The 18292-nt window shown below is 61.4% G+C and carries 17 protein-coding genes and 2 pseudogenes; 7 read left to right on the top strand and 12 right to left on the bottom strand.

Going from position 1 to position 18292, the window contains the following annotated elements:
• Positions 1 to 275: 275 nt before the first annotated feature.
• Positions 276 to 878 (bottom strand): ANTAR domain-containing response regulator, encoded by a 603-nt coding sequence (locus tag V9L20_RS25180; protein ID WP_125966985.1) that lies wholly within the window; start codon positions 876 to 878, stop codon positions 276 to 278.
• Positions 875 to 2050: a transporter substrate-binding domain-containing protein gene (locus V9L20_RS25175; protein WP_125966984.1), complete on the bottom strand. Its 1176-nt coding sequence runs from the start codon at positions 2048 to 2050 to the stop codon at positions 875 to 877. The genes V9L20_RS25180 and V9L20_RS25175 overlap by 4 nt, the downstream gene beginning before the upstream one ends.
• Before the next feature lie 372 nt (positions 2051 to 2422).
• Between V9L20_RS25175 and V9L20_RS25170 the strand changes: the two genes are divergently transcribed.
• The 7 genes and pseudogenes from V9L20_RS25170 to V9L20_RS25140 all read left to right on the top strand — a co-directional run bounded on the left by V9L20_RS25170 (position 2423) and on the right by V9L20_RS25140 (position 9808).
• Positions 2423 to 3673 carry an urea ABC transporter substrate-binding protein gene (locus tag V9L20_RS25170; protein WP_125966983.1) on the top strand — a complete coding sequence of 417 codons (1251 nt, stop codon included), beginning with the start codon at positions 2423 to 2425 and terminating at the stop codon, positions 3671 to 3673.
• Positions 3674 to 3734: 61 nt separating this feature from the next.
• Positions 3735 to 5387 (top strand): urea ABC transporter permease subunit UrtB, encoded by a 1653-nt coding sequence (gene urtB, locus V9L20_RS25165; RefSeq protein WP_125966982.1) that lies wholly within the window; start codon positions 3735 to 3737, stop codon positions 5385 to 5387.
• Between the two features lie 3 nt (positions 5388 to 5390).
• The gene (gene urtC / locus V9L20_RS25160; RefSeq protein WP_125966981.1) at positions 5391 to 6488 is read left to right on the top strand and encodes an urea ABC transporter permease subunit UrtC; all 1098 of its coding nucleotides are present in this window, start codon (positions 5391 to 5393) and stop codon (positions 6486 to 6488) included.
• Positions 6485 to 7231: an urea ABC transporter ATP-binding protein UrtD gene (gene urtD, locus V9L20_RS25155; RefSeq protein ID WP_125966980.1), complete on the top strand. Its 747-nt coding sequence runs from the start codon at positions 6485 to 6487 to the stop codon at positions 7229 to 7231. Before urtC ends, urtD begins: the two co-directional genes overlap by 4 nt.
• Positions 7232 to 7236: 5 nt before the next feature.
• A complete protein-coding gene (gene urtE, locus V9L20_RS25150; protein ID WP_125966979.1) occupies positions 7237 to 7971 on the top strand; it encodes an urea ABC transporter ATP-binding subunit UrtE in 735 nt (244 codons plus the stop codon).
• Between the two features lie 51 nt (positions 7972 to 8022).
• On the top strand, positions 8023 to 9018 hold the full coding sequence (locus V9L20_RS25145) for an acetamidase/formamidase family protein (protein WP_125966978.1): 996 nt from the start codon (positions 8023 to 8025) through the stop codon (positions 9016 to 9018).
• 28 nt (positions 9019 to 9046) lie between these two features.
• Positions 9047 to 9808 (top strand): annotated as a pseudogene (locus tag V9L20_RS25140) (SDR family NAD(P)-dependent oxidoreductase).
• A 430-nt stretch (positions 9809 to 10238) separates the two neighbouring features.
• Here V9L20_RS25140 and V9L20_RS25135 read toward each other — a convergent pair.
• The 10 genes and pseudogenes from V9L20_RS25135 to V9L20_RS25090 all read right to left on the bottom strand — a co-directional run bounded on the left by V9L20_RS25135 (position 10239) and on the right by V9L20_RS25090 (position 18182).
• A complete protein-coding gene (locus V9L20_RS25135) occupies positions 10239 to 11603 on the bottom strand; it encodes an amidohydrolase family protein (RefSeq protein ID WP_276312028.1) in 1365 nt (454 codons plus the stop codon).
• Between the two features lie 727 nt (positions 11604 to 12330).
• Positions 12331 to 12450: pseudogene (locus tag V9L20_RS25130) on the bottom strand (IS5/IS1182 family transposase); the annotation flags it as partial.
• A gap of 59 nt (positions 12451 to 12509) precedes the next feature.
• Positions 12510 to 12881: a DoxX family protein gene (locus V9L20_RS25125; protein WP_125966976.1), complete on the bottom strand. Its 372-nt coding sequence runs from the start codon at positions 12879 to 12881 to the stop codon at positions 12510 to 12512.
• Between the two features lie 87 nt (positions 12882 to 12968).
• On the bottom strand, positions 12969 to 13511 hold the full coding sequence (locus tag V9L20_RS25120) for an NADPH-dependent FMN reductase (RefSeq protein WP_125966975.1): 543 nt from the start codon (positions 13509 to 13511) through the stop codon (positions 12969 to 12971).
• A 36-nt stretch (positions 13512 to 13547) separates the two neighbouring features.
• Positions 13548 to 13874, bottom strand: a complete 327-nt coding sequence (locus tag V9L20_RS25115) for a Dabb family protein (RefSeq protein ID WP_206168909.1) — start codon at positions 13872 to 13874, stop codon at positions 13548 to 13550.
• A 3-nt stretch (positions 13875 to 13877) separates the two neighbouring features.
• Positions 13878 to 14183, bottom strand: a complete 306-nt coding sequence (locus V9L20_RS25110) for a YciI family protein (protein WP_125966974.1) — start codon at positions 14181 to 14183, stop codon at positions 13878 to 13880.
• Positions 14184 to 14488: 305 nt separating this feature from the next.
• Entirely contained in the window at positions 14489 to 14875 is a 387-nt protein-coding gene (locus V9L20_RS25105) for a RidA family protein (protein WP_125966973.1), read from the bottom strand.
• 46 nt (positions 14876 to 14921) lie between these two features.
• Complete coding sequence (locus tag V9L20_RS25100; protein WP_125966972.1) at positions 14922 to 16016, bottom strand: maleylacetate reductase; 1095 nt, start codon at positions 16014 to 16016, stop codon at positions 14922 to 14924.
• A gap of 5 nt (positions 16017 to 16021) precedes the next feature.
• Entirely contained in the window at positions 16022 to 16864 is an 843-nt protein-coding gene (locus V9L20_RS25095) for an intradiol ring-cleavage dioxygenase (protein WP_125966971.1), read from the bottom strand.
• Positions 16865 to 17012: 148 nt separating this feature from the next.
• The gene (locus V9L20_RS25090; protein ID WP_125966970.1) at positions 17013 to 18182 is read right to left on the bottom strand and encodes an MFS transporter; all 1170 of its coding nucleotides are present in this window, start codon (positions 18180 to 18182) and stop codon (positions 17013 to 17015) included.
• Between the last annotated feature and the right edge of the window lie 110 nt (positions 18183 to 18292).

The raw sequence follows: 18292 nt of genomic DNA, 5'->3' as shown, positions 1-18292 counted from the left end.
GGGAGTTGCTGCGAGGCGGGAGCTAGTCGAGCGCAGCCGGCGTTGACGCGCGCAGGCTCCAGTAGTCGAGCAGCACGCGCGTGCTGATAAAAAAGCCGGACCGCGCACCGGCGAGGAGGCAACAGCGCGGCCAACATCTACTTGGCCAACGTGAAGAACGCCGATGCGGTGAGCTTCACGGTCAAGCTGCGCTCGGCAAGGCTGTGAACCAGCAGTCCACCACGCCGGGCGCTTCCCTGGCTCACGATCGTCGAGGACGGGCGCGCGCTGCAGGATCACATACCCAACGCTTCGGTGGCTTTCAGAACTTGACGAGCCACACTCTCGATCGGCTCGCGTTGCAGCATGGCTCGTTCGCGCAGGACCTCGTAGGCCTCGTCTTCCTTGAGTCGACGCGCATCCATGAGTGCGCGCGTGGCTTTGTGAATGACTTGCTGGTGGGCCGCCTTCTGCTCCAGGCGCTGGATGTAGTGTTCCCTCGATCGGCGTTGCTTACTCTGGTGCAGTGTTAGTGCGAGTGCGGTCAGTACGCCAGCAGGTCTCACGGGCGAAGCAATCGTCGTGAATGCGTTCAAGTGCAACACCGCCGCAAGGGTGATTGGATTCTCGAACGCAACGATGGGAATGACGGGAGGTGAATTCGGCCTTTCGAGCCACGGGCAGGGTTGCGACAGCGTATCCGGGTGAACGGACATGAGCACCATGTCAGTACCTTGCGGCAGTGTTTCCAACAGAGGCCATGCGCAGGTAAACGAACACCCGATGCGCGAAAGCTGGGCCGTGAGCTCCTCCCGATCTCCGTCATCGGGGTGGACCACCAACAGCCGCAGCAGGCGGATGTCCTTGAAAATGGCCTGGCTGTCGTTGATCCTCGTCATGCGGCCCCCACTGCGACCTTGCCTGCTGCGCCGTTGTATCGCGGTTGCGAGCGACCTGCCCATGCAGGCGGGATGTGCGACATAACGTAAGGGTCCGCGATCACGGGTTCGGGCGCTTCCGCCAGGATGTCGAAACTGCCGTTGGCGTTGCAACGTCCGATGCGGGGGTTCAGGTGGGTGTGGTGGTTGTTGCCGTCCACGCGGATCCGCCCTTGGGGTGCGTTCATTTCCAGGCCCGCCATGGCGCGCGAGATATGAACCGGCTCCGTGCTGCCGCACGTGCTCATGGCTTGGGCGAGCAAATGGGTTTGCACGTAAGCCGCCTCCCAGCAGGAGTTTGTGCGCGCGTCGGCCCCGAAACGCTGGCGATAACGCTGGATGGCCTCGCGGTTGGCTTCCGTGTTCACTGACTCGAAGTAGGTCGAACAGGTGATCAGCCCCTCGGCCAGTTCGGCGCCCATGGCCTGGACGTCGGCCTCGCAGCTCATGTGGCTGGCGATCGGCGTCACTTGACGATCGACGCCGGCACGGTCCAGGGCTCGGTGCAGCCGGGCCATGCCTTCCCCCACCACGGTGGAGTAAATGAAATCGGCACCACTGCGCTGGATGGCCTGGGCCAGAGCTTCGTAGTCATGCGCACTGGCATCAAGTGGCAGGTAGGCTTCCAAGGCCTTGCTGCCGCCACGCTCGTGGATGAGTTCGCTCATCACGCGGTTGGCTTCGTGGGGGCACACGTAGTCTGATCCGATCAGGGCGACGCGGCTGCCATGGCGTTCAAGCATGTAGCCCGCCAGCGGCAAGATGTTCTGGTTGGGCACAGCGCCGCCGTAGAACACATTGCGGCTGAACTCGAAGCCCTCGTAGGCGGTGCCATAGAACAGCAGTGCGTCATGGCGCTCCACCATCGGAATGACGGCCTTTCGGCTGCTCGACATGTAGCAACCCATGAACAGACGAATGCCGCGTTCGATGATGAGTTGCTCACTCAACTGCCCATACAGGCGCGGGTTGGAGGCGGGGTCGACACACACCGGGATGATCTCCCGGCCGAGCACGCCGCCGGCGTCGTTGATGAGCTCCATGGCCATCAATACGGCTCTGCGCTGCGTCTCCTCGACAGCTGCCGTAACGCCGGTTGAGGAATAAAGAACGCCGATCTCTATGGGTGCCATGTGTATGGATGTGCTGTACAGATTCACCGTGCAGCACCGCGATGGTGCGGTGTGGGTGCGTGTATGCGGTGCATGCCGCCATGAAGCAGTTCCCGGCGCAAGAAGTGAGCCACCGGCTCCCAGCGTTTCCAGCTATGGGGCAGACGGACAGAAGATGCATAACGTGAGGACTGTCCACCTGCAGCCATGTCAAAGGGTGGCACGCCGCTTGCATCGTGGAAAGAGTCTTTGGATTGCGCACCATCGTCAAGCACCCAGGACACGTTGCTGCGGACAAAGGCGTCCATGGCGACAACGGCAAAAGAGCCCGAACCCCGCAAGGGGTGCGGGCTCTTTTTTTTGTTTGCGAATTTCTTCGGTCGGAGTGAAGCAATGAAAAGACGCAATTTCCTGTCTGCAGTGGGCTCGGGTGTCGTGGCGGCCTCGGCTGGCAGTCTTTCCCAGACTGCGCTGGCGGCGACACCTTCGGGCAGCGGTCCCGTCAAGCTGGGCCTGCTGTTCTCGCAATCCGGCGCCATGGCTAACAACGAGTCGTTGTTGAAGGACATCTCCCTGATGACGATCGATCAGATCAACGCCAAAGGTGGCGTGATGGGACGCAAGGTCGAAGGTGTCGTGGTGGATCCCGCGAGTGACTGGCCGATGTATGCGCAGATGAGCAAGCAGTTGATCCTCAGCGAGAAGGTTGCGGCCATCTTTGGTTGCTGGACCTCGGTGTCGCGCAAGTCAGTGCTGCCGGTGGTGGAGGCGCAGGATAGCCTGTTGTTCTACCCGCTGCACTTCGAGGGCGAGGAGCAGTCCAAGAACGTGGTCTACCTCAACTCTCCGCCCAGCAGCTCTGTGCTTCCCGCGGTTGAATACCTGATGACCCCCCAGGGCGGCGAGGCCAAACGCTTCTTCATGGTGGGCAGCGACTACGTTTGGCCACGCACTATCAACAAGATGCTCAAGGGTTACCTCAAGACCAAGGGTGTGCCCGAAAGCGCTATCCGCGAGCAGTACGTTCCTTTCAGCCACTCGAACTTCCAGTCGATCGTGCGCGACATCAAAGCCTTTGCAGCGCAGCCGGGCGGCCAGGCCATCGTGGTGTTGACGGTGGTGGGAGATTCGATCCCTGCCATGTTCAAAGAGGCCATCAACCAGGGCATTCGCGCCACAGACATTCCGATCCTTGGCCTGGACGTGGTGGACAGCGATCTCGAAGGCCTGGACACCGCACCGCTGGCGGGGCATCTGAGCTGCTGGTGCTACTTCCAGAATATCGACACGCCTGCCAATCGTCAGCTCAAGTCCGACTGGGCGAGCTACGTCAAGGCCAAGCAGCTCAAGCACCGCCCGGACATGGTGATCGACCCCATGGTGAGCACGGTGATGGGCATCCAGCTGTGGGCTCAGGCCGCCACCAAAGCAAAGTCGTTCGAGCCCGCGGCCGTGCGCAAAGCCATGGCGGGCATGGCGGTTGCGGACCCCGCTGGCTACATCGCGAAGATGGATGCGACCAATCAGTATCTGTGGCGCGGCACCATGATCGGTTCGATCAACGCCAAGCAAGGTTTCGACATTCTCTGGAAGTCCAAGGACATCGTCGCTCCGGTTCCGTACAGCCCTTTCGTCAAGGCGTGATTGCCCGGCGTGTAGCCGACGTGCGTGGCACGTCGGATTCTTCTGACTGCGGAGCGTTTTCATGAAGTCTCTGTTCGACCGCTCGCGCGGATTCGTGCGGTGGGGCCCCTGGTTCCAGCATTTGATGGTCGCGTGCCTGTGCGCACCGCTGCTGCAGGCGCAGGCTGCCATGCCCGTGCAAGAGCGCAGCTCCATCGCCGTGTCCATCTGTACCGATCCGGCGTCGTATCGGAGCGCTTTGGATCGCATCGTTCAAGCGGTTGTTGGCACTTCTTCGGATGACGCTGCCTGGGGCAAGACATTTCTGGAGCGGCTTCAAGCAGTAGCGTTGATCTGCCGCGAGCAAGGTGCCCCGGTGTTCAAGGTGGACCATGGCCTTGTGGACGCAGCCACGCTTGAACCAGTCACGGAGACCGTCGACGAGCTACCCATGGTGCCAACGCTGGTGTTGGCACGACTGCTGAAAACGTCGCAGGCAGAGATTGAGCTTTTCAGTCCCGATGTGCTCGTTCGCCGGACAGCGGCCCAGCGCATGAGTCAGGCGTATGCGCAGATCAACGAGCCTCTCGTGCGATTGGCACTGTCCAAGGCCGCGGACCCCGAAGTCATGGCGACGCTTGAGCTGGCCCTGGCCAAGCGCAGCCTCGCCAGCGAATCTGTCGAAGTTCGCGTCCAAGCCATACGCGCCATGGGCAATGCGCCCAGCGAAAGCACACGCACGCTCTTGCAAAAGTACCAGGAGGATCGCCCGGATATGAGTCCCGGCGAGCGCACGGTACTCACGCAGTCACTGTCGCAGATCAATCGTGCACTGGAGGTGGGAAAGGCAGCTTCGATCATCTTCAGCGGCCTGAGCTATGCGGGGGTGCTTCTCATCACCGCCCTGGGGCTGTCGATCGTGTTCGGCTTGCTCGGTGTGATCAATCTTGCGCACGGCGAATTCATCATGATCGGTGCGTATGCCACCTTCGTGATCGAGAAATGGCTACAGGCCTACGCACCCGGCTGGTTCGATGCGTACGTGTTCGTCGCCATTCCCTTTGCCTTCGTCGTGTGCGCGCTGATCGGGATCTTGCTCGAGATGACCATCATCCGCCACCTCTACAAGCGGCCGCTGGAGACGCTGCTGGCGACCTGGGCGGTCAGCATCGCCCTGATCAAGCTGGTGCAGATTCTCTTCGGCTCACAGAACGTCGAGTTCATCACGCCGTCGTTCTTGCAGGGAGGGGTGCAGCTGTATCCCGGTTTCTTTGTCACTTGGAATCGCGTGTTCGCCATTGCGCTGGGGCTGGTGATCTTTGCGGCCGCCTATGGACTGATCCGCCAAACACGGTTCGGTCTGTTGATCCGCGCCACCACGCAGCGACGCGATACCGCGCGGGCACTGGGAATTCCTGCACCCTCCATCGACCGTCTGGCGTTCGGCCTGGGCAGCGGCCTGGCCGGCCTGGCTGGCGTTGTGCTCACCCAGATCGCCAGCGTGAATCCCTCGATGGGCACCAGCTTCGTGATCGATGCCTTCATGGTGGTGGTGCTCGGCGGGGCAGGGAGCTTGGTGGGAACGGCCGTGTCCTCACTGATCCTGGGCGAGGTCAACCAGTTGATCGAACCATTCCATGGCGCTGTGGCCGCCAAGGTGGCCGTCCTGCTGCTCATCGTTTTGATCATCCAGCGCCGCCCGCAAGGCCTCTTTGCGCTCAAGACCCGGGGTTGAACCATGCAGAAGTCCGTCCTTTCCCTTCGATCCCCTTTTCGCCCAGCCAGCCGCATCGGCTTGCCTGCCCTGCTGGTGTGCGTGGCGCTTGCGCTACCGCTCTTCAACGCAGTCTTTTCCCCTGGCCACCCGCTGCATCTGTCCTTGTTCGTCGTAAATCTGGTGGGGCAGATGATGTGCTTCGCGCTGCTGGCGCTGGCGCTGGACTTCGTATGGGGTCTATTGGGCGTGTTGAGCCTGGGACACGGCATCTTCTTCGGCATCGGTGGCTACGTGATGGGGTTCCACCTTCTCAACTCGGCCTATGCAGACACGAAGGTGTTGCCTGACTTCATGCAGTTCATGGGGTGGAGCACATTCCCGACGGCGCTGAAGCCTTTTGCCGATCTCCCCATGGCCCTGCTCTTAGGTCTTGTGCTGGCGGTGCTGGTGGGCGGCGTGGTCGGGCTGGCAGCGTTCCGGTCCCGCATCAACGGTGTGTATTTCTCCATCATCACCCAGGCTTTGACGTACGCGTTGATGCTCCTGCTGTTCAACAACGACCTGGGTCTTGGTGGCAACAACGGCTTGACGGGTTTCACGCTGCTGGCCGGCTTCAACTTGGCCCACGAATCGACCCAGGTGGCGTTGGCCAGTTTGTCGGCTGTCGTGCTGGCGGCGGTGTTCTTTCTGTTGCGCTGGCTGGCACTGTCCAGCTTCGGGCAAGCCATGGTGGCCGTGCGGGACGATGAGGCGCGGTTGCGCTTCCTGGGTTTCAGGACCGACCGCATCAAGCTCGCAGCTTGGTGCCTGTCGGCTGCCGTAGCCGCGCTGGCCGGCATGCTGTACGTGCCCCAGGTCGGAATCATCAATCCAGGCATCGTTTCGCCCACGCTCTCGGTCGAGATCGCGGTGTGGGTGGCCATCGGTGGGCGTGGAACACTGACCGGTGCGGTGCTCGGGGCGGTCATCCTCAGCTGCCTCAAGTTCTGGTTGAGCGCCGAGATTCCCAGCGCTTGGCCTTTCGTGCTGGCTGGCATCACGCTGCTCATTACGGTGACCTTGCAGAACGGGCTGTGGGGTGGTGTGCAGCAGTTGCGTACCTGGAAGGCTGCGTCATGAGCCAGACGATCGCCTTGTACATCAACGGGCTGAACGTTCGTTTCGGCGGCTTTGCTGCCATCACCGATCTCACACTGGAAATTCGTTACGGCGAATCACGCGCTCTGATCGGGCCGAACGGTGCTGGCAAGACCACCTTGATGGACGTCATCACCGGTAAGACACGGCCCAACAGTGGCGAGGTTTTTCTGGACCGCAAGCTGGATCTGGCCACGCGCGGTGAGGCGGAGATCGCCCGCAGCGGCATCGGGCGTAAGTTCCAGAAACCCAGCGTCTTCGAGGCATTGCCGGTGGCGCAGAACCTCGAACTGGCTGTGCGGCGCGGGTTGGGCTGGGGTGAGATGGTGATGTCGCGGCTGAGCGTGGCGCAGCGGGAGCGCATCGAAGAGGTGCTCGTGACGATTGGATTGCAGGAAGATCGCCAGCGCAAGGCAGCTGAACTCTCGCACGGGCAAAAGCAGTGGCTGGAGATCGGCATGTTGCTGGTGGCCGAGCCCAAGGTGTTGTTGCTCGACGAGCCAGTGGCGGGCATGACCGAGGCGGAGTCCGAGCGAACGGTCGAGTTGATTGCCTCGCTGCGATCCCCCGACAGGGCCATCGTGGTCGTCGAACACGATATGGAGTTTGTCGATCGCGTGGCCGACCTGGTGAGCGTGCTGCACGAAGGTCGCCTGCTGGGCGAAGGGTCGATGCAGGCGGTGCGGACCAACCCGAAGGTCATCCAGGTCTATCTGGGAAGGTGATGGTGATGCTCAAGATTGAAGGACTGAACCAGTACTACGGCAGCAGCCACGTCTTGCGGCAGGTGAGACTCCAGGTGGCCGACGGCGGCTGCACGGTGCTGCTAGGGCGCAACGGCGTCGGTAAAACCACCCTGTTGCGCTGTCTCATGGGGCTGCTACCCATTCGTTCGGGCCAGGTGACGTTGGGTGGTCAGGAGGTTGCATCCTGGACACCCGAAGCCCGGGCGCAGGCAGGCATGGGCTACGTGCCTCAGGGCCGCGAGGTGTTTCCGGAACTTACCGTGCGTGAAAACCTGCTCGTGGGTGAGATCACCGCTGAGCGGCGGCGCAGGCCGGGAAGGCCCGGAGACGGTGCCGGACAGGATCGCCGGCCTCGCCACACCTACGAAGACGTCGTGAACCTGTTTCCCGTGCTCAAGAGCATGGGGCGGCGATTGGCCGGGAATCTCTCGGGCGGGCAACAACAGCAGTTGGCTATTGCACGGGCGCTGCTGACCCAGCCAAGGCTGCTGATCCTCGACGAACCCACGGAAGGCATCCAGCCCTCCATCGTGCAGGAGATCCAGGCCGTCATCGCCTCGCTCAAGGGGCAGTTGTCGATTCTTCTGGTGGAGCAATACGTCGACTTTGCCGAGTCGGTGGCCGACCGTTTCACCGTGCTAGTGCGGGGACAAGTCGTGGCCAGTGGTGAAGGCCGTGACATGGCGGCTACCGACATTCGTTCCCTGATTTCGGTCTGACCACCCCGGCAGACCATCCCCAATTTCAACTTAACCACAGTAAGGAAAAAAATGGACTGGCTCAAACAATCGATCATGCACATGCGAGGTGTCGCCCGCGGTCAAGTGGGGCAGACTCATGAGCTGAGCGAGGCCCGTCAAGGCACCTTTCACTACACGATCGGCCCCTACTCGCAGCCGGTGATGCAAGTCGTGCCGGGTGACCGTATCGTCGTGGACACCCGTGATGCGTTCGACGGGAAGATCCAGACCGAAAAGGATCTCCCAAGCCAGAAGCTGCGAGTGCCGTTCCTCAATCCCCAAAGCGGACCGATCATGATCGAGGGTGCTGAAAAGGGCGACGTGGTAGCGGTCTACATCGAGTCGATGTTGCCGCGTGGCACCAACCCCCGAGGCACTTGTTGCCTGATCCCGCGCTTCGGCGGACTCGCAGCCACGGACTTCACGGCACTGCTCAACGATCCACTGCCGGAGATCACTCGCAAGATCGACTTGGATGAAGAGGGCGTGTACTGGAGCCGACGCGTCACGCTGCCCTACCGGCCACACATTGGCACCCTGAGCCTCTCGCCCGAGATCGACTCCATCAATTCGCTCACCCCCGACAATCACGGGGGAAACATGGACATCCCCGACATGGGGCCGGGCAGCATCACCTACCTGCCGGTTCGTTCGCCTGGCGCGCGGCTGTTCATCGGCGATGCGCACGCCTGCCAGGGCGACGGCGAGGTCTGCGGCACGGCGGTGGAATACGCCAGCAGAACCACGATCCACGTGGACCTCATCAAGGCTTGGGAGATCGACTGGCCCCGCCTGGAGACCGAGGACAAAATCATGGTGATCGGCAGTGCGCGTCCGCTCGAGGACGCTACCCGCATCGCCTACCGTGAGCTGGTGCTCTGGATGGCTCAGGAGTACGGCTACGACCAATGGGATGCCTACATGATGCTCAGCCAGTGCGGCAAGGTTCGCTTGGGCAACTTTGTGGACCCGAAGTACTCCGTGGCTGCCGGCGTGGAAAAGAAGTACCTCGCTGATCTGGCTTGAATCCGTTGCTCAAACATTGGAGATCGATGTGGACCTGCGATTGCAAGGATTGAAAGCGGTCGTCACCGGCGGCACCAAGGGCATTGGACGAGCGATCGTCGAAACGCTTCTGGCCGAAGGCGCAAAGGTCGCCTTCTGCGCGCGCCACGGTGCCGAGGTGACGCAAGTGCAGGCCGAGCTTTCGGCCGGCGGCGCGGTGGTTCGGGGCCATGCGTTGGATGTGGGCGATGGTGACGCACTCAAAGCTTGGGTGGCCGAGGTCGACGCCGACTTCGGCGGCATCGACATCGTCGTCGCCAATGTCAGTGCGCTCGCCATCTCGCATGGCGAAGCTGCCTGGCGCAGCGGGTTCGAGGTGGACTTGATGGGCACGGTCCGTCTGGTGGAGGCAGCCATGCCTTCGGTGGAAAAGAGTGCGCACCCGGCCGTGGTCACCATCGCCAGTTTGTCGGCGCGAGAGATCGACTTTGCCTCTGGCCCGTACGGCGCCTTCAAGGCCGCGATCGTGCACTAAACACAAGGCTTGGCTTTTCATTTGGCGGGCAAGGGCATCCGCGCCAACTCCGTCTCACCGGGAAACACATACTTCCTAGGCGGTGTCTGGAAGCAGATCGAAACAGGCAATCCCAAGCTGTTTGCGGAGGCCCTTGCATTGAATCCGACAGGGCGGATGGGAACCCCTCAGGAAATGGCCAATGCAGCGGTGTTTCTTGCCAGTCCGGCTGCGAGCTTCATTACTGGCACCAACTTGGTAGTTGATGGAGCGCTGACCCGTGGAGTTCAACTGTGACGCAACGCTTGCCAGTCACTGAATGCGGTTTCTTTTGTCCCCAACGGTGGATGCGGCCGCTGAGACGGCGACATCAGCAATAAGCGGGCAGGCATCCACTACTTTGTGGCTCGCGGGCATAGGTACGCCCGCGAGGCGCAAAACGGCACTTCGAGAAGCCGATAGGGCGCTTCATCCCTCCGACATCGCACCCAATGGTCATCCAACAACGGCGCACGATCCAAAATCACCGCGCTGATCAGCGCTTCCATGATGAAGCCACGGTAGCGCACGAAGTAGCGCGATCACAGCCAGACAGAGCGCGCCGATGACGAGAGACACCTGCGACCCAGTCAGAGAGCTGCCACCGATGCCCCGCACAAGCAGACCATTCAAGGCGGTCTGCAAAGCGATTGGTAACAGTAGCAGTAGCGCATTAATCAGGCGCTGCCTACGTACGCTCAAGCGGCTTGAACGATTCCGAAAACGGATCCGGCTGGTAACCGGCGGCATTGAACAGATAAGCGCGGGACTCGTCGATCGCGGAGCGCAGCTTTGCCTGGTCCACGCCCAGCACGACACCATCGCGTTTGCGCAGCCGCCCCCCGATGATGACGGTATCGACATTGCTGCGCTCAGCCGCGTGCACCACGGTACCGATCGCGTTGTTAACCGGGTAGATGTTGAGGTCCTTTGTGCGGATCAGAACCACGTCGGCCTGCTTGCCCGGCGTCAGGCTGCCAGTGCGCTTTTCCAGTCCCGCGGTTGCGGCGCCGTCGATCGTGGCAGCTTGCAACAACCGGGAGGCATTGGTTGACGCCGCCACATCGGGATTGCCACCGTGTCCCAGGGCCCGTCGCAGGTAGAAGGCCACGCGCATTTCCATGAACATGTCACCGCTGTAGGAGGTCTCGTTGTCGACACTGAGGCCAGGACGAATGCCGTGCTCGAGCGCCTTCTGCCACGCATTCATGCCATCCTCGATTCCGTAGTGGGCATCCGAACGTGGGGTCACACTGACGCGCACACCTGCCTCGCGCAAGATGTTCCAGGCGGATTCCGGCAGTCCGATGCAGTGGTTGAAGATGTTGTCGCTACGCAGCAGCCCCTTGCGGTGCAGGTCCGGGAGCTGGGCTGCCAGGTCGGCGCCAATGAACTCTGTCACGATGACAGCGCCCAGTTCCCGTGCAACGGCCCACTGGTCCGTTTCGAGCTTCGGAAAAGCGTCCATCACGCCCAGTGTCAACAAGCCTGCAGGCTTGTTGGCGAGGTACTTGGCGTGTAGGCGTGCAAGGTTGCCCGGCCAATGTGCCTTGTCCCAGTCGCCGGCGACTGGTGCCCCGGTGACGTGCACCGCCCGGATGCCTGACTCGAGCAGTGCGTCAACTGCGGCGTCGGAGTGCGCGGCCGTACGGCTGTTGTGGGAATCGTCGACCACGGTGGTGATACCGGCATCGATGCAACCCAGCGCCGTGATCATGTTGCCTACGTAGATGTCACGCGGACGGTAGTATTTGGCAAATGAGAGGTGGGTGGCGTTGCTATAGTCCCCAAGCGTTGCCGCATTGGGGTTAATGCGGCGCAGCTGACCTTCCCAGGAATGGCGATGGGTATCGACCATGCCCGGAATGGCGATCATGTCCGCGGCGTCGATCACTTCGGCATCACCAGCATCCAACTGCGAGCCGATGGCGGCAATGGTGCCATCGGCAATCAGGATATCGCCCTTGGTCAAATTGCCGACCTTGGCATCCATGCTGACGATCGTGGCGCCTCGAATCAGAATCCTGCGAGGGGCTGGTGCCAGCGGCCCCACCAGTGGAAGGCCTAGATCGGAGGCTTCAGCGCCTCCGCAGGCAGCAACGCCTCCAGTCAGGCATGTTGCCGCAGCAAATCTAAGCGCAGTACGGCGCGTAATGGCAGAGCTCATGTTGTCCTCATGATCGTATGGGTTGGACGGGGATGAAAATGTGCCTTGACTGGCCCCATGAGACGAAATTTATGATTTCCACATTCTTAAGAAAAGCGCAAAACTTGGAATTTAGATTTACGTGAATCGGAAGAATGAATCGATTCACCGAATGCTCTTCTCATCAAAGTTGCCGAGCGCGGGAGTCTTAAATACTCTGTGGATCCAGGAGGCTGGAGCGATACGAGTTGTCAAGACGATCGGACTGAATGAGCACAGCGAGAGAGAGCTCCATGTTCTGGCAGATGGGCCGACGAGTGGAGGCTCGATTGCGGTTGCGGGCGCATGTGATCTTGCTGGTGGAGCAGGGCCTGCAGAACAAGTGCATCGCCTGTGGAGGCCGGGCTGGACCAGTGCGAGATCGCGCTATGGCGGCAACGCTTCCCGGACGGGGCATCGATGCGCTTTGCAAAGATGCGCCGCACTTGAGGCGCCCCGGAGACGACCCGGCCGGAGTCGCTCATCTTGCACATCACCCTGCACGAGCAGCCAATCAGCGGCACGCACTGGGCATAGTCGAACGGTTCGTCCGTGACACCACCGACAAGCGCACCGGAGGCGGATAGTGTGGTTAGATGACTTTAAGCAGTGCTTTCCAGGGCACCACCAGCTCCATCTCGGTGAGGAAGACTGTCCGACGCGTCCTCTTTCTCTTGCCCGCATGCTCGGCATCCGAAGAACTGATCTGGCTCATCATCGGCGCTGCTTGATCAACATTCAGATCTTCTGTCGGCGGACTCGATCAGACCTTCCCTAGCTATGGACGGCGACGATCATCATGCATAGCGCCCAGAAGACATGCAGTTCGCAGCCCCCCAAGCTCCAGTTCCATTTGCCGCCTGAAATCTTGTACGAGGCCGCTCCCGCAGCGAGCATGAACATTGCACCTAGCCACGAAGCGTATGGCTGCAGTACATTGAACACGAGACCGATGGCTGCAATGAGCTCAATGATCAGCGACAAGATGACGAAGAAGGCCACTGGACGCAGCCCTGCGGATTCGAAGACCTTGTTGACGGCCTGGCGCGCGGTGAACTTCGCAACGCTGTGCGGGATGAACATCAATCCGCAGAGGATGGAGAGCAGCCGTATTGGATCAGTTGCGATGATTTGGTCCATATTCATGTGTTTCAGTTGGCTGTCTTGGTTGTTTGCGAGACGAGTGCTGCCGTAGAAGCGCGACGGTGCGCGAGCGGCGTGGCCGCTCAGGGCTTAGCCAAGCCGCCGCTTCAGGTCCTGCATGGCGAGCAGCAAATCAACGATGAGTTTGCCGCCAGCCTCATCGGTGAACTGTCCTTGCGCGTCGAACTTGCCCGCGCAATGATTGATGAACACCTCGGGTTTGTTCACCGTGAACGCATCCATGAACACCATGACCTTCCGCAGGTCGTACTGCACGCGCGCTGTGCCGACTGGCCCTGGACTTGCGCCGATGATGCCGACAATTTTTCCGATGAACGGCGGCTCTGGCGGGCGCGACATCCAGTCGAGGGTGTTCTTCAGTACTCCAGGGATAGAGAAGTTGTATTCCGGTGTGGCAATCAGCACTCCATCCGCTTGGCGCACTTTTTCCTTCAGCGCGGCAACAGCGGCGGGTTCCCCCTGAGCGCGCTGGTCGTCGTTGTACATGGGAATATCGCCGATGGTTGCGATTTCAACCACGACTCCTGCGGGTGCGAGCTTCTGAGCCGCTTTGAGTGCCAGTGTGTTGTAAGAGCCGGCGCGGAGGCTGCCGGACAGGCCAAGAATATTCATCGGATTTCCAATTGAAAGTAAGCGACGTCTGCGGAGCTAAGCCGCGTGTGTCGTAGTGGAGTAGTCCACCTGATGGCGCGTGATGCGCAGATTGCCGAGCTCGCGCTTTACACGCAGGTGTTCGGGGTGGCTCGCGTAGGCCTCCAGTGCCGCTTGAGAGGCGAATTCGCTGTACAGCACGACGTCGCATGCGTAGTCCACGCCGCTTGTGTCGATTCCGACCTCCAGGTGGAGAAGACCAGGCACTCGGCCGCGAAGGCTATGGAAGCTCTCCACGAGCTGGTTCGCGTTCTGGCGGCGCTGCTCAGGCGTTTCGCCGCACAGCTTCCACATGACGATGTGTTTGATCACATTGCTTTCCATGACTCACTCTGCGGGCGGAAAGCCGGCCTTCTGAGGCCACAGATTCTCGAAGGCATGGATGCTGCTTGACGCGTAGACACCGGCGCGTGTGAACGGCTCGTTTGCGAGCCATGCATGCGCATCGTCCCGGGAGGCGAAGTCGATCGACAGCAGGCTCCCGATCATCGACGTTCCGTCGTCCGCGAGAAGGGGCCCGGCAAAGGCGATCCGTTCGGCCACCTGGGCCAGATAGGCCTTGTGAGCGGGTCGAAGTTGAAGACGCAGCTCCTTTGAACCGGGCTTGTCGAGCAGGAAGAATGTGTAGAGCATTTTGGGGGTATCACCTCGTCGCAGGCGCCGTGGACAGGGAACATCACGATCGACGGGTTAACGCTCGCAATTTTGGAGAATCTGAAAGTGAAAGGCGCGGCGGTCAACCCTGACGCTCCTCCGGTGCAAACAAGGGCGATCGGACGAGGAACGGCGGCGCCGGTGATCGGGTTCGTTTGCCGCGACTCGTCCAGTCCCCCGCATCGAGGCCGTGGAGCCTGGACGTTGAGGGCATTTGCGGCATCTCGGCGTCTCCGTCCAACACCGACTGAAACCTCAAGGCTGCAGTCGGTGGGTCTTCGAGGTCAGTCCTTGACGGTGGCGATCGCCTCGATCTCCACTCGTGCGCCCATGACCAGCGCTGCCGCTTGGAACGTCGTACGCGCCGGCGGATCGTTCGGGAAATACTCACTGAACACCTTGTTCATCGGCAGCATTTCCGCAAGGTCGGCAACATAGATGACGACTTTGTGAACGTCTTGAAGCGACGAACCGCCGGCTTCGAGAACAGCTTTCAGGTTCTCACAGACCTGGCGCGTTTCCGCCTCCATGCCGCCTACGGCCAGTTGCCCCGTGGCGGGGTCCATGCCGAGCATGCCGGACGTGTAGATCCAGTCGCCAACCTTGATGCCTTGTGACAGCGGTACCTTTACAGGCGGGACTTTGTTCGTGTGGATGACGGTTCTCTTCATATTGCTCTCCTAAAGGTTGGTTAAATCTGCCTCGAGAGGCAGGCGGTTAAGGCACTTGTGCGCCAATCGAATTCGGCCTCACGCCCTCATAGGCGTGCTGCAGCAGGTCGCGGATTTCGGCGCGCTGGGCGCTGCCGATCGGACGCGGGTTCCAATACGGGTTTGCAACTGCGAGGTCAGCTGCCTTGTCGAGATCCTCCTGGCGCATGCCAATGTCCTTCAATGCCATCGGGGCACCGCTTTGCTGCGCGAGGTCGAAAATGCCAGCCGCCGCACTCACCCCATTTTTTCCGAGCGCACGCTCGATGCGTCTGACTGCTTGTGGGGCCGCGGTCGAGTTGAAGGCTATCGCGTGGGGCAGCACGACGGTATGGACTTCAGCGTGGGGCAAGTTGAATGTTCCGCCAAGCGTGTGGCAAAGCTTGTGGTGCAGCGCCATGCCGACCGTTCCGAGCACGGTGCCGCACAGCCATGCCCCGTACAGCGCATCGCTCCTGGCCGCTATCTCTGTGGCATCCGCCCGGATGCCCGGCAGCGCTTGCGCAAGTGCGCGAATTCCTTCCTCGGCCATCAAATCCATGACCGGATTGCTGTCCTGTGCGTACAAACCCTCTGCGGCATGCGCGATGGCGTTCATCGCGCTGGTGACGCTCATGCCGACTGGAAGCGTCAGCGTGAGTTCGGGGTCGTAGATCACGGTGCGAGGCAACACGCGCAGATCCTTGCCAGTCTTTTTGAGCCCGGCTTCGGTGATGCCATAGATCGGCGTCATCTCGCTTCCAGCGTATGTCGTCGGGATTGCAAGCACGGGGAGGGACGATTCGAGGGCGATCGCCTTGCCAAGACCAGTCGTCGATCCGCCGCCGATCGCAATGGCGCAATCGGCATTGAGCTGACGCGCGAACTCACGGGCTTCCCGCGCGGTTTCGATCGGCACATGCATCACCGCACGTGCGAACACCCCCGCAGCTCGGTTGCCGATGCGTTCGGCAATCGCGCGGGCCTGTTCGGCCTGCTCGGGCGTCGAAAGCACGATCGCCCGCCTGGCGCCCAGTAGATCGATCTCCCGCTCGAGGTGCGATAGGCTTCCGGCACCGAAAACCACTCGCGAGGGCTGTGCGGTATAGACGAAGTCCTTCATGTCCATCAACCTGAGTGCCCCCGAGTCGGGTTGAGCACGAAGTCAAATTCCAGCAGGTAGCTGCCATCCGCCTGCTCCTTCCACTCACAGATCAGCGACTGGCGCACGCCGAATACGGCATCCGAATCGAGGTAGTCGCTCTTGTCGCGAAAGACATGCGTGACCAGCGTCTCGTATCCGGGCGCCTTGATCATGAAATGAAGGTGCGCAGGGCGCCAGGGATGGCGTCCCGTGGCTTCCAGCAACCGGCCCACGGGGCCATCGTGAGGAATTGCGTACGGAACGGCGAGGATGGATCGGAAGAAGAACGTCCCGTCGCCATCCGCCGTCAATACGCCTCTCGCCTGGGCCTGATCCAGGCCCTCATGCTGTACGTCATACAGCCCGTCTTCGTCGGATTGCCACACGTCCAGAACGGCTTGCGGGATGGGGCTTCCGGAGATGTCACGGACGGTGCCGCGCACCAGGCAAGGCGTGCCGCTCGCCCCGTTGGCGATGTCATCTCCAAGCTCATACTTCGGAGCACCTTCGACATGGAACGGGCCGAAGACAGTCGACTCCGTACAGCCTCGCGGCTTCTCGGTATTCATCGCAACCGTGAGCATGGACAACCCCAACACGTCGGAGAGCAGGATGAACTCCTGCCGCTTCGAGTCCGTGATGTGTCCGCACTGCGTGAGGAAGTCGATTCCCTGGGCCCACTCTTCCTCTGTCAGCTTCACGTCACGCGCAAAGGCATGGAGATGCTGTACCAGGCTCGTCATGATGTGCTGGAGACGAGGAGTCCCCGCATCGGCGAAGCTGGCGATCACGGCCTGAGTGATGTTGTCTTGATTGAGGTTTCGCATGGTTCACAAAAAGCCCGTTTTCCGGGTGGGGCAGTCAAACTTTAAAATTTCACAAAGCAGATGGAAAGCCGCTGAAGTGGAAATGATATTTCCTGAGTTTGGAAAGGTGGGTCACTTCACGGTGGTGCGCAATTGGGGCTGGGTGCGCTCAATCGCCAGTCGAACGGCGCCGCAGCGCACGCGCAAAACCCCAGCCCACAACAGGCAATGCGACAGCCGCCGACAGCAGAATCGGGGTAAAGCCGAAGTGGTCTACGACATACCCGGTGGCGGTCACGCCCAGCGCCTGCCCGGTGAATAGAAAAGACGCAAACAAGGCCACGGATGTCCCCCGTGCCGCGGGCACCATCTGGGTCGCGTGGGTTTGCAAGGTGTTGTGGTACAGAAAGGTGCCGAAACCCACCACCAGGGCGATGGGGCCGGCCAGCCAGGGCAGCACCGAGATCCACCAAGCTAGGAAGCCGCACCCCATCAGCCAACCGCCCGCCAGCACCATGCGCCGTTCCCCGAAGCGGGCCACGATGTGACTGGCGGTGAAGGCGTATGCAAGGCCGCCGACCGCATTGAGAGCCGCCAGGGCAGAGGCCGTGGACAGCGGCAGGTTGTGGTGTATATGCAGGTATGTGGGCAGATAGCTCAGCGGCCCCAGCAGGAAGAACCCCTCTGTCAGCACTGCCAGCAGGACGACACGCGCCCAAGGCACGCGCAGAACGGCCAGCAACTGCTGCGCCATCGGCACCTGAGAAGCAGCACCGGTGGGCGCGGCAATCGAGGCATGTGCCTGGCGCGCTCGCATCATCAGCAGGAGCGCCACTGCGGAATATCCCACGCTCAGGCTGAAGAAGGCGCCGCGCCAACCGGCGGCTGATTCGGAAAACAACCCGCCGGCCAGCTGGCCCGCCATCATTCCCGAGATGGTGCCTGTGAGCAAACGCGCCAGCGTGGCCTGGCGCTGGTCATAGGGGACGGCGTCGCCGATCCAGGCCATGGCCAGGGGAATCACGCCAGCGGCGGCGATGCCCCATGCGACGCGGGTCCAGACCAAAACCTGGAAGTCGGGCGCAAGCGCCGACGCCAGCGATGCCACCGCACAGCCGGCGAGCGCAAGACGCACCAAGCGTGCCTTGCCGTACCGGTCGCCCATCGGGCCGAACAGCAGCTGCACCAGGCCGTAGGCGACGGCAAACCAGATGATGACCTGCCCGGCTGCACCTGGCGTCACGCCGAAGTCGCTGGCCAAGCGCGGCAGCATCGCATCGCAGATGCGCAAGGCGGCCGCGCTGAAAAACGCGGCGCCAGCTAGGAGGGGGACCGTCATGGCGCCGTTGGCGGTCGCTTGGGTTGTCCGCTCACAGTTGCCGGGCCCTCGATCCAGCTCTCACCGCGAAGTGGCCGAGGTTGCCGGCGAAGTTCATGAAGACGGAATGG

Source organism: Variovorax sp. CCNWLW225 (assembly GCF_037204045.1).
In the GTDB taxonomy this organism is placed as follows: domain Bacteria; phylum Pseudomonadota; class Gammaproteobacteria; order Burkholderiales; family Burkholderiaceae_C; genus Variovorax.
The sequence above is the reverse complement of the archived record's forward strand: the minus strand, read 5'-3'. Positions and strand labels throughout refer to the sequence as shown.